The sequence below is a fragment of the Cellulosimicrobium cellulans genome, from assembly GCF_042723955.1.
Lineage (GTDB): Bacteria > Actinomycetota > Actinomycetes > Actinomycetales > Cellulomonadaceae > Cellulosimicrobium > Cellulosimicrobium cellulans_H.
In genome coordinates this window covers 1-12636 of sequence record NZ_JBHXIC010000110.1, presented here as the reverse complement: position 1 = coordinate 12636, position 12636 = coordinate 1, and the positions used below count along the sequence as shown (strand labels likewise).

Here is a 12636-nt window from a genome sequence, read left to right as displayed (position 1 = left end):
TAAAACAACCCCCCCACCCGTAAAAAAAACCAAAAAATTCCGGCGGACGCGTCATTTGTTAAAACGAGCCGGCGTCCGGGGCGCCCGGGGCCGGTCGCTCCCCGGGGTCCTGAAAGCGGCTCCGACGAGTTTCGACATCGTTGTCAATCCCACGGACCTGGTCATGTTTGCGTTCACATGTTAGCGTTCACACGCGCGTCCGATGGCGGACCCGCGACCGGCGTCGACGCCGGGCACGACGACGAGGAGTCACCGATGACCTCACGCCACGAACCACCCCCGACGCCCGCGGAACCCCGCGCCCGACGCCGACGCCGCTCGCTCGCCGCGCTGCTCGGCCTCGCGCTCGTCGCCCCGCTCGCGCCCGTGGCCGCGGCGGCCGCCGGCCCGATGCCCGCGGCGCCCGCGCCGGTCCCCGCCGCGGCCGAGCCGACCGCGGACGGGCTCCGCCTGTGGCTGCCGCTGGACGAGACCGAGGGCACGGTCGCGCACGACGCCTCCGGCAACGGGCTCGACGGGAGCCTCACCGGCTCCGGCGGCGGCTGGCAGCCCGGTCAGGGCCTGACCTTCGGCGGGTCCAACCACGTCGACCTCCCGGACGACCTCCTGGCCGGCTACGACGCCGTGACGGTGAGCGCCGACGTGTGGGTCGACGCCACGCTGACCGGCAACTACTTCTTCTACACCCTCGGCAACCCGGCGGTCGGGAGCCCCCAGTCCGGGAACGGCTACCTGTTCTCGACGGGCAACGCGAACTACCGCGCGACGATCTCCGACCTCGCGTGGGGCCGCGAGCAGAACACGGCCAAGACCCCTGCGGGCGCCCTCCAGCGCGGCGTGTGGAAGACCGTCACCTACACGCTCGCGGGCGGCACGGCGCGGCTGTACGAGGACGGCGCGCAGGTCGGGCAGAACACCGCGGTGACGATCACGCCCGGCGCGATCGGCGGCGGCACCACGACCGCGAACGCGCTCGGGAAGTCGGCCTACGCCGCCGACAACCTCTTCAAGGGCCGCATGAAGGACTTCCGGCTCTACGACCGCGCGCTCACCGCGCAGGAGGTCGCCGACCTCGCGTCGGACGCCGCGCAGGACGCCGTCGCGGCCGACGCCGCCGCGCTCGACCTGGGCGACACGAGCGCCGTCGTCACGGACCTCGCGCTGCCCGCGAAGGGCGTCGGCGGCTCCGCCGTCACGTGGGCGAGCTCCGACGAGGGCGTCGTCTCGGCGAGCGGCGCGGTCACGCGCCCCGTGGGCGACGAGCCCGCGACCGCGACCCTCACCGCGACCGTGACGCTCCGCGGCGCGACCGAGACCCGCACGTTCGAGGTCACGGTCCTGCCGGGCGACGGCGACCAGGCCAAGGCCGACGCCGCGGCCGCCGCAATCGAGGTGACGAACCTCGACGACGTGCGCGGCAACCTCACGCTGCCCACCACGGGCCAGCACGGCGCGAGCGTGGCCTGGGCGACGTCGTCGGGCACGATCACGCCCACCGGCGAGGTGACGCGGCCCGCGCACGGCGAGGACGCGGAGACCGTGACCCTCACGGCGACGGTGACCGTGGGCGCGGCCACCGCGACGCGCGAGCTCGAGGCCCACGTACCGGCGCTGCCCGAGCAGGAGGACCTCGCGGGCTACCTGTTCTCCTACTTCGTCGGTGAGGGGACCGCCACGGGCGAGCAGGTCTACTTCGGCCTCAGCCAGGGCAACGACCCGCTGAAGTACCAGAACCTCAACGACAACCAGCCGGTCCTCACCTCGGAGCTGGGGGAGAAGGGCCTGCGGGACCCGTTCATCATCCGGTCGCCCGAGGGCGACAAGTTCTACCAGATCGCCACCGACCTCAAGATCTACGGCAACGGGAACTGGGACGCGTCCCAGCGCACGGGCTCGAAGTCGATCATGGTGTGGGAGTCCACGGACCTCGTGAACTGGACCGACCAGCGCCTCGTGCAGGTCTCGCCCGACACCGCGGGCAACACGTGGGCGCCCGAGGCGTACTACGACGAGGCGATCGGCGCGTACGTCGTGTTCTGGGCGTCCAAGCTCTACGCGGAGGACGACCCGAACCACACGGGCAACACGTACAACCGCATGATGTACGCCACGACGCGCGACTTCGTGACGTTCAGCGAGGCGCAGGTGTGGGTCGACCCGGGCTACTCGGTCATCGACTCGACCGTGACGCAGCACGACGGCCAGTACTACCGCTTCACCAAGGACGAGCGGAACAACACGTCGTCCACGCCGTGCTCGAAGTTCATCCTGGCCGAGAAGGCGGCCGAGCTGCGCTCGACGGACTACGACTTCATCACCGACTGCATCGGCAAGGCGAACTCGCTCGGCGGCGGGATCAACCAGGGCGAGGGCCCGACGATCTTCAAGTCGAACACCGAGGAGAAGTGGTACCTGTTCATCGACGAGTTCGGCGGCCGCGGCTACGTGCCGTTCGAGTCGACCTCGCTCGACGCGGCCGAGTGGACCATGTCCACCGACTACCAGATGCCGTCGCGCCCGCGCCACGGCACGGTGCTCCCGGTCACGCAGGCCGAGTACGACCGCCTGCTCAAGACGTACCAGCCCGACGCGTTCGTCGAGTCCGTCGAGGACGTCGCCGTGACCGTCCAGACCGGGTCCGCCCCGGTGCTGCCCGCGACCGTGACCGCGACGTACGCCGACGGGTCGACCGGCCCGGCAGACGTCACGTGGGACGCGGTCGACCCGGCGTCGTACGCGCAGGCGGGGTCGTTCGAGGTGCTCGGGACGCTCGGCGGCGGCGTGAGCGTGCGCGCCCGCGCGGTCGTCACGGTGACCGACGACGTCGTCCCCGTCGAGGGCGTGAGCGTCACCCCCGAGTCGCTCGAGGTGGGCGTCGGCGGGACGCGGCAGCTCACCGCGACCGTCACGCCGGCCAACGCGACGGCGCGCGCGATCACGTGGGCGTCGGACGACGCGGACGTCGCCACGGTCTCGGCCGACGGCGTCGTCACGGGCGTCGGCGAGGGCCACGCGCTCGTCACGGCGACGACCGCCGACGGGTCGCACACCGCGTACGTGGCGGTCGAGGTGACGACGGAGATCCCGGGGCGGGGGGGGGGGGGGCGGGGCGCCCGGGGCGGGGGGGGGGCGGGCGCGCCCACCCGCCCCGCGGCGGCGGGGGGGGGGGGCGGGGCGCCCCCCCCCCGCGGGGGGGGTGGTGGTGCCGAGGTTAACCCGGGGGACGGTGGGGCGACCGGCGCGCCCCGCGACGAGCGGGACGTCGGCCGCGAACTCCGCGCCGGGGTCGTCGTTCGGGCCGGCGACGCTCACCAACGGCGCGGCGTTCTCCGGGACCGGCGAGGGCGTGACGCTCGACGGGACGAACGACTACGTCGACCTGCCGGACCACCTGCTCACGGGGCTGACCGACGTCACGATCGGGCTCGACGTCAAGGTCGCGACGGACCAGGCGACGCCGTACTTCATCTACGGCCTCGGCAACACGAGCGGGACGGCGGGCGACGGGTACCTGTTCACCACGGGCAACGCGTACCGCACGTCGATCGCGACGGGGAACTGGACCACCGAGCAGACCGTCACCAAGAACGCCAACCTCCAGCGCGGGGTGTGGAAGCACCTCACCTACACGCTGTCCGGCACGACGGCCGTGCTCTACGAGGACGGCGTCGAGGTGGGTCGCCAGACCGGCGTCACCATCGACCCGAAGGACGTCGGGAACGGCTCGACGCTCGCCAACTACATCGGCCGCTCGCTGTACTCGGGCGACCGCTACCTCAAGGGCTCGGTGCGCGACTTCCGGGTCTACGACCGCGCGCTCACGGCCGACGAGGTCTACCAGGTCGGGGCCGACCACACGGCCGTCACGGGCGCCGAGCTCGACGCGCTCAAGGTCCCCGCGATCGTCGACGGGGCGAGCTCGACCGTGACGCTCGCCGTCGAGCCGGGCACGGACGTCTCGGCGCTCGCGCCGGTGCTGACCGTGTCGCCGCGCGCGACGGTGGCGCCTGCGAACGGCTCGGTGCAGGACTTCACGCAGCCCGTGGAGTACACGGTGACCGGGCCGGACGGGTCGTCGCGCACGTGGAGGGTCCAGGCGAAGCAGATGGGCAGCCCCGTGCTCCCCGGGACGTACGCGGACCCGAACATCGCGCAGTTCGGCGACACGTTCTACCTCTACGCCACGACCGACGGCACGCCGGGCTGGGGCGGCAAGGACTTCTACGTCTGGAAGTCGACCGACCTCGTGACGTGGGAGCGCTCGGAGCAGCCGTTCCTCACGCTCGACGGCGCGAACGGGAACGTCCCGTGGGCGACCGGGAACGCGTGGGCGCCGACGATCATCGAGCGGGACGGGAAGTACTACTTCTACTTCTCCGGCCACAACCCGACGTACAACCGCAAGACGATCGGCGTCGCGGTGGCCGACAGCCCCGAGGGCCCGTTCACCGCGCAGCCGACGGCGATGATCACGAACGGTGAGGCGGTCACGTCCGGCCAGGCGATCGACCCGGCCGCCTTCCGCGACCCGGAGACCGGCAAGCACTGGCTCCTGTGGGGCAACGGCGGGCCGTCGAACGGGCCGGTCATGGCGGAGCTGAACGACGACATGACGTCGATCAAGCAGGACACGCTGCGGCGCATCCCCGGCCTGACCGACTTCCGCGAGGGCCTGTTCCTCAACTACCGGGACGGGATCTACCACCTCACGTACTCGATCGACGACACGGGCTCGGAGAACTACCGGGTGGGCTACGCGACGTCGGACAGCATCGACGGACCGTGGACGTACCGCGGCGTGATCCTCGAGAAGGACGCCTCGCAGGGCATCCTCGGGACCGGGCACAGCTCGATCCTCAACGTCGAGGGCACCGACGACTGGTACATCGCATACCACCGGTTCGCGATCCCCGGCGGCAACGGGACGAACCGCGAGACGACGATCGACCGGCTCACGTTCGGCGAGGACGGCCTCATCCAGAAGGTCACCCCGACGCTCGAGAGCGTGGACCCGGTCGACGTCACGCCCGCACCGGCGGTAGAGCTGACCGTCGAGGCCACCCCGCGGTGCCTCGCGGGCAAGGTCTACGTCGCGGTGCGGGCGACGAACGCGGGCGATGTGCCCGCGGACGTCTCCCTCACGACGCCGTACGGCACGAAGACCGTCACGGGCGTGGCCCCGGGGGCGAACGCGTACCAGTCGTTCGCTGCCCGTGCGACGTCGGTCCCGGCGGGCACCGTGACCGTCACCGGCACGGCGGTGCTCGACGGCGCCCCGGTCACCACGCCCTACGACGTCACCTACGACGCCCACACCTGCGGCTGACCCCGCGCGTCGCCGAGGCAGTACCGCAGTCCGCCGAAGTAGTACCGGAGTTCGCCGAGGTAGTACCGGGGTCATCACCCCGGTACTACCTCGGCAGACCAGGGTTCTACCTCGGCGAACCGGGGTTCTGTCCCGGCGTCTGGATCTTCATCTCGACGAGGAGAGGAACACATGGAACTGACACACCGAGGGCGTTCGGCGCTCGCGGCCGGGCTGGTCGGGGCGCTCGCCGTCTCGGCGCTCGCCACGGCCGTCGCGGCGCCCGCCGCGGCGGACGTCGGCGGCCCGACCGACACCGGGCTCGTCGCCTGGTACCCGCTCGACGCTTCGAGCACGACCGGCGGCACGACGGCGAACCTCGCCGAGGGATCGACGTTCGGCCCGGCCACGCTGGTCGGCGGCACGGCGACCGCCGACGGCACGACGCTCGACGGGACCGACGACTACGTCGACCTGCCCGACCACCTGCTCGCGGGCCTCACCGACGCGACCGTGAGCCTCGACGTCCTGGTCGCGCAGGACCAGGCGACCCCGTACTTCATCTACGGGCTGGGCAACTCGAGCGGGTCGAACGGCAACGGGTACCTGTTCACGACCGGCAACGCCTACCGGACCTCGATCGCGACCGGCAACTGGTCCACCGAGCAGACCGTGACCAAGGGCTCCAACCTGCAGCGCGGTGTGTGGAAGACGCTCACGTGGACGCTCTCGGGCACCACCGCGACGCTCTACGAGGACGGCGTCCAGGTCAAGCAGGCCACGAACGTCACGACCGACCCCGGCCAGATCGGCGGCGGGCAGACGACGGCCAACTACGTCGGCCGCTCGCTCTACTCCGGCGACCGCTACCTCAAGGGCCAGGTGCGCGACTTCCGCCTCTACGACCGCGCGCTGAGCGCGGCCGAGGCGGGCGAGCTCGCGGCCGAGACCTCCACGGCGGCCGCGGACGCCGACCTCGCCGCGCTCGACCTCGGTGACACGAGCGCCGTCACCGCGGACCTCGTGCTGCCCACCACGGGCGCGCAGGGCTCGCTCGTCACGTGGACGTCGTCCGACCCGGGCGTCGTCAGCGCCGCGGGGAAGATCACCCGGCCCGCCGCGGGCGAGGACGACGCGACCGTGACGCTCACCGCGCTCGTCGCGCGCGGCGCCGTCGCGCGCACCGCGCAGTTCGACGTCACCGTCCTCGCGCACCTCGCGCCCGCCGACGCGGCCGCGTGGGACGCGAGCCACGTCGTCGTGCCGCACCTCGACGACGTGCGCGGCAACCTCACGCTGCCCGCCGACGGTGCCAACGGTTCCACCCTCACGTGGGAGACCTCCGACCCCGCGACGGTCTCGGCCACGGGCGAGGTGACCCGACCCGCGCACGGCGAGCCGGCCGCCGTCGTGCAGCTCACCGTGACCGCGACCAAGGAGGGCGCGACGGCGACGCACACCTACGACGCGACGGTCCGCCCGCTGCCCGCGGAGGCCGACTACGAGGGCTACTTCTTCCCGTACTTCGAGGGGGAGAGCACCGCGGACGGTGAGTCGGTCTACTTCAGCGCGAGCAACGGCAACGACCCGCTCGACTGGGTCGAGCTCAACGACGGCGAGCCGGTGCTCACGTCGACGCTCGGCGAGAAGGGCCTGCGCGACCCGTTCATCATCCGCTCGCCCGAGGGCGACCGGTTCTTCCTCCTCGCGACCGACCTGCGCATCTACGGAGGCAACAACTTCGGCAACGCGCAGGAGCGCGGCTCGCGCGCCCTGATGATCTGGGAGTCGACCGACCTGGTGCACTGGTCCGACCAGCGCATGGTCACGGTGTCGAGCGCGTACGCGGGCAACACGTGGGCGCCCGAGGCGTTCTGGGACGCCCAGCGCGGCGAGTACATCGTCTACTGGGCCTCGGCGCTCTACCCGACGACCTCGACCGACGGCCGCCGGATCGCCGACTCCTACCAGCGCATGATGTACGCCACGACGCGCGACTTCGTGACGTTCTCCGAGCCGCAGGTGTGGATCGACGAGAAGCGCGGCAACGGGCTCGGGATGATCGACTCGTCGATCGTCGAGAACGACGGCACGTACTACCGGTTCACCAAGGACGAGGCGTACATGATCCCGCGCCTCGAGAAGTCCACGGACCTGCGCTCGACCGACTGGGACCTCGTCGCCGAGAAAATCGGCTACGGCCAGCCCAACCCGTGGGGCGGCACGCTCACCGCGGGCGAGGGGCCGACCGTCTTCAAGTCGAACACCGAGGAGAAGTGGTACCTCTTCGTCGACCAGCCGAGCTATCACGGTGGCCAGGGGTACCTGCCGCTCGAGTCCACCGACCTCGACTCCGGCGTCTGGACGTCGGTCGACGCCCACCTGCCGAGCAGCCCGCGCCACGGCACCGTCCTGCCGATCACGGCCGCCGAGCACGCCGCGCTCCTCGCGGCGTACGGCGAGCAGGAGCCGGCGCCCGAGCTCGACCTCGCGGTCGAGGCGACGTCCCGCTGCCTCGCCGGCAAGGCGTACGTCGCGGTCCGCGCGACGAACGGCGAGGACGTGCCCGTGACCGTGACGCTCACGACGCCGTACGGCGAGAAGGCGTTCGCCGACGTCGCGCCGGGCAAGAACGCGTACCAGTCGTTCGCGGCGCGAGCCACGGCGGTCCCCGCCGGGACCGTCACGGTGACCGGCGTCGCGACCCTCGACGGACAGGAGGTGACGACCACGCGCGAGGCGCAGGTCGACGCGCTCGGCTGCGCCTGACACACCCTCGCGAGGGAGAACCCTGGTCGCCCGAGGTCGTACCGCAGTCCGCCGACGGAGAACGCTGGTCAGAACCAGCGTTCTCCGTCGGCGGACCGGCGTACCACCTCGCCGCACCGCGGTCCCTCCTCGCGACACCGCACGAGCGTCGGACGCGGGGCTTCCCTCCTTGCCGCCGACGACGCTTCCACCACTCGACGACGAGTGAGAAGGAGCGACAGCTCATGCACGTGCACGACACCAGCTATTCGCGACGGGCCGTCCTGCGGCTCGGTGCGCTGGCCGCCGGGGCGACCGGCGCCGTCGCGCTCGCGGGCGGCGGCAGCGCGCTCGCCGCGCCACCGGTCCCGGCCCTGACGGTCCCGAGCGGGCCGCCCGTCAGCCGGGCCTTCCTGCGGTCCCTCGACCGGTCGGTGACCCTCGACGGCTGGGCCGCCGAGCCGTTCCCGATGTCCGACGTGACGCTCGCCCCGAGCGTCGCGACGCGCTCGCAGGACCAGATCCTGCACCTCGCGCGCGAGTACCCCGTCGACCGCGTCCTCGCCGTGTTCCGGCGCAACGCGGGGCTCGACACGAAGGGCGCGTCCGCGCCCGGCGGCTGGGAGGGGTTCGGCCACGCCAACGAGCAGCCGTGGGGTCCCGACGACTACCCGGGCCGCGCCAGCACCCAGACCGCCAACCTCCTGCGAGGGCACTACGGCGGTCACTTCCTGTCCATGGTGGCGCTCGCGTACGCGAGCACGGGCGAGACGGTGTTCCGGGACAAGGTGGACCAGATCGTCGAGGGTCTCGGCGAGGTCCAGACGGCGCTCGCGGCCATGGGCCGGTTCAGCCACCCCGGGTTCCTCGCCGCCTACGGCGAGTGGCAGTTCAGCCAGCTCGAGAAGTACGCGCCGTACGGCGAGATCTGGGCGCCCTACTACACGTGCCACAAGATCATGGCCGGCCTGCTCGAGGCCTACCGCCTCGCGGGCAGCGACCAGGCGCTCGAGCTCGCGTCGTCGATGGCGGCGTGGGTGCACAGCCGCCTGTCGGTGCTGCCCCAGGCGCAGCTCGACCGGATGTGGGGCATCTACATCGCGGGCGAGTACGGCGGCATGAACGAGGTGCTGGCCGACATCGCCTCGATCACGGGCGACGACACGTACGTCGCCACGGCGAAGCTGTTCGACCTCAACACGCTCGTCGACGCGAGCGCCGCGGGTACGGACACGCTCAACGGCAAGCATGCGAACCAGCACATCCCGCAGTTCCCCGGCTACCTCAAGGTCTACGACCTCACGGGCGAGGAGCGGTACCGCCAGGCCGTCGAGGGCTTCTGGGGCATGGTCGTGCCCGGGCGCACGTACGCGCACGGCGGGCACGGCGAGGGCGAGCTGTTCGGGCCGCCGAACACGGTCGCGGGCGACATCGGCGCGCGCAACGCCGAGACGTGCGGCACGTACAACATGCTCAAGCTCTCGCGGCTGCTGTACTTCCACTCGCTCGACCCGAAGTACATGGAGTACTACGAGCGCGGGCTGCTCAACCACATCGTCGGCTCGAAGAAGAACACGCAGTCCACGACGAGCCCGGACGTGACGTACATGTACGGCGTCAACCCGGGCACGCGCCGCGAGTACGGCAACACCGGCACGTGCTGCGGCGGCACCGGGCTCGAGAACCACGTGAAATACCGCGACTCGGTCTACTTCCGGTCCGTCGACGGCGAGGTGCTGTACGTCAACCTCTACCTCGCTTCGACCCTGACGTGGGAGGAGAAGGGCTTCGAGGTCGTCCAGGAGACGCAGTACCCCAAGGTGGGCGCGACCCGCCTCACCGTGAACGGCTCGGGGCAGCTCGACCTGCGCCTGCGCGTGCCCGGCTGGGTGCGCAAGGGCTTCACGGTGACGGTCAACGGGGTGGAGCAGGAGCTCGACGCCGTGCCGGGGACGTACGTGAGCGTGTCGCGCTCGTGGTCGCCCGGCGACGTCGTCGAGGTGACGATGCCGCTGAGCATCCGCGCCGTGCCGACGATCGACAACCCCGCGATCCAGAGCATCGAGAACGGACCGACCGTCCTGCTCGCACGCAGCGCGTCGCGCGAGTACCTCACGGTGTCGCTCTACGCCCACATGGGCCTCGACGGCACGCTCGAGGGCGCGTTCACGGACCTCGGGAACGGGTACTTCCGCCTCGGGGACCTCACGTTCGAGCCCGCGTGGTCGGGCGACGACACGCAGTACCACATGTACGTCGAGCGCTCCGAGCCGCGCGTGGTCTTCGCGGGGCTCGACAGCGGCGTCGCCAACGCCGCGCGGCCGAACGGGACGACGTTCCTCGACGTCGTGTGGGGCGACGGCGGCTTCGCCGACCGCGCCGCGTTCCTCCAGAAGGTGCAGCGCACGGTCGAGCAGTTCACCGCGGACGGCCTGCTGAGCCGCCGCGACGGTCAGAAGGTCCTGGTCACGGCGGGGAAGGCGAGGCTGGCATGAGCGCGCGCACCACTTCATCGCGGGGGGCGGGCTCGACCGTGCTCATCCCGCTCGGGGAGCAGGCGGTGGGACCGCGGGCCCGACGGCGCGTGGTCGCCACGGCGACCGCGCTCGCCCTGGCCCTCACGGGCGCGGGCGTCGGGGCGTGGGCCGCTGCCGGCGGCCCGGGGACCGACGGACTGACCGCGGCGGCCGACGAGGCGCCGTCGAACGTCGCGCTGCTCGGCACGCCCGAGGCGAGCTACACCGCGTCGTGGAACAAGGTCGAGGCCGTGAACGACGGTGCGGGCGTGAGCACCGGAGGAGCGCACGACGCGACGTGGGCGACGTGGAGCGGGGACCGCCCCGCGTCGCAGTGGCTCGAGTACTCCTGGCCCGCGCCCGTCACGGTGGACCGCTCCGTCGTCCGGTTCTGGTCGGACGGCACGGACGCGAACGGGGACAACGTGCGCGTCCCGGCGTCGTGGACGCTCCAGTACTGGAACGAGGCCGCCGGCACGTTCGTCGACGTCCCGAACCCGAGCGGCTACCCGACGGAGCGCCTCGAGACCAACGAGACGACGTTCGACGCCGTCACCACGACGCGCCTGCGCGCGACGTTCGCCGCGCTGCGGGGCACCACGGCGACGACCTACTCGGCCGTCGGGGTCTCCGAGTGGGAGGTCTGGGGCACGGGCGGGGTCGAGGAGCCGGAGCCGGTCGACCCGAACGGGCCGATCGACTACTCGCCCGTCCACATCCCCACGGACGTCGGCGTCCTGCCGGACCTCCCGGCCGAGATCGACGCGATCTTCACCGACGGTCGCGTCGAGACGGTCGCGGTCGACTGGGAGGACGTCACGGCCGAGGACGTCGCCGCGGCGGGAGCGTTCGAGGTCAGCGGGACGGCCGAGGAACTCGTCGAGCCGGTGAGCGGCACGGTGCACGTGCGCGACGGCGAGCCCGGTGCGATCACGGCCGTCGACAACGTGAGCGTCGTGACGCTCGCGGGCACCGCCCCGGCGCTCCCGGCGACCGTCACGGCCGAGTACGAGGACGCGTCGAAGGACAGCCGCATCCCCGTGACGTGGGACGCCGTCGACCCGGCGGACTACGCCGAGCCCGACGGCCTGTTCTTCGTCGACGGTGACGTCGAGGGCACGGACGTGCCGGCCGAGGCCGTCGTGTTCGTCGTCGCGCCCGACACGGGCGAGGACACGACGCCGCCCACGGTGACCGTGACGGCGCAGCCCGGCCCCGCGACGTCGGGCTGGTACGTCCAGCACCCGACCGTCACGGTCGTGGCCTCCGACAACCGCGACCCCGCCCCGGCGGTCGAGGTCTCGGTCGACGGCGGCGCGTGGGCTCCCTACGACGGCCCGTTCGCGGTCGACGAGGACGGCGTGCGCACGGTCGAGGCGCGCGCGACGGACGCGGCGGGCAACGTCGGGACGGGCTCGCGCGAGCTCCGCGTCGACTCGGTCGCGCCGGTGACGGTCGCGACGCTGCGCGAGGTCGGGAGCAGCGTCGAGATCACCCTCGCCGCCACTGATGCGGGCTCGGGCGTGGACAAGGTGCAGTGGGAGGGACCCGGCACGTTCTGGGGCACCTACACCGAGCCGTTCACGCGCGCGCTCACCGACGAGCCGCAGGTCATCGAGTTCGCCGCGACCGACGCGGCGGGCAACGAGGAGGTGCGCCAGCAGGTCGTGCTGCCCGCGCTCGGCGACGAGCCGGAGCTCGACCTCGCGGTCGAGGTCTCGCCGCGCTGCCTCGCGGGCAAGGCGTACGTCGCCGTGCGCGCGACGAACGGGGAGGACGTCCCGGTCTCGGTGACGCTCTCGACGCCGTTCGGGCAGAAGGCGTTCGCGGACGTGGCGCCCGGCAAGAGCGCGTACCAGTCGTTCGCGGCGCGCGCGACGTCGGCACCGGACGGCACCGCGACCGTCACGGGCACCGCGACGATCGACGGCCCCGACGGACCCCGGGAGGTGACCGCCACGGTCGACGCGCCGTTCGACGCGCTCGACTGCGGCTGACGCCGAGCGAGAACCCCGGTCGCCCGGACGGGTGACCCCAGACCCCCGGGCGGTGTTGCGGGCCCCCCCC

General features: G+C 72.2%; 4 protein-coding genes and 1 pseudogene. All 5 read left to right on the top strand.

Going from position 1 to position 12636, the window contains the following annotated elements; translation table 11 throughout:
* Window positions 1-177 precede the first annotated feature (177 nt).
* A pseudogene (locus ACFWH7_RS19170) lies at window positions 178-3054 on the top strand (immunoglobulin-like domain-containing protein); the annotation flags it as partial.
* Between the two features lie 142 nt (window positions 3055-3196).
* Window positions 3197-5326 (top strand): family 43 glycosylhydrolase, encoded by a 2130-nt coding sequence (locus tag ACFWH7_RS19165; protein WP_378218957.1) that lies wholly within the window; start codon window positions 3197-3199, stop codon window positions 5324-5326.
* 171 nt (window positions 5327-5497) lie between these two features.
* On the top strand, window positions 5498-8074 hold the full coding sequence (locus ACFWH7_RS19160; protein WP_378218955.1) for an immunoglobulin-like domain-containing protein: 2577 nt from the start codon (window positions 5498-5500) through the stop codon (window positions 8072-8074).
* A 224-nt stretch (window positions 8075-8298) separates the two neighbouring features.
* A complete protein-coding gene (locus ACFWH7_RS19155; protein ID WP_378218953.1) occupies window positions 8299-10548 on the top strand; it encodes a glycoside hydrolase family 127 protein in 2250 nt (749 codons plus the stop codon).
* On the top strand, window positions 10545-12566 hold the full coding sequence (locus ACFWH7_RS19150) for an Ig-like domain-containing protein (protein ID WP_378218951.1): 2022 nt from the start codon (window positions 10545-10547) through the stop codon (window positions 12564-12566). The genes ACFWH7_RS19155 and ACFWH7_RS19150 overlap by 4 nt, the downstream gene beginning before the upstream one ends.
* The last annotated feature ends 70 nt before the right edge of the window (window positions 12567-12636 follow it).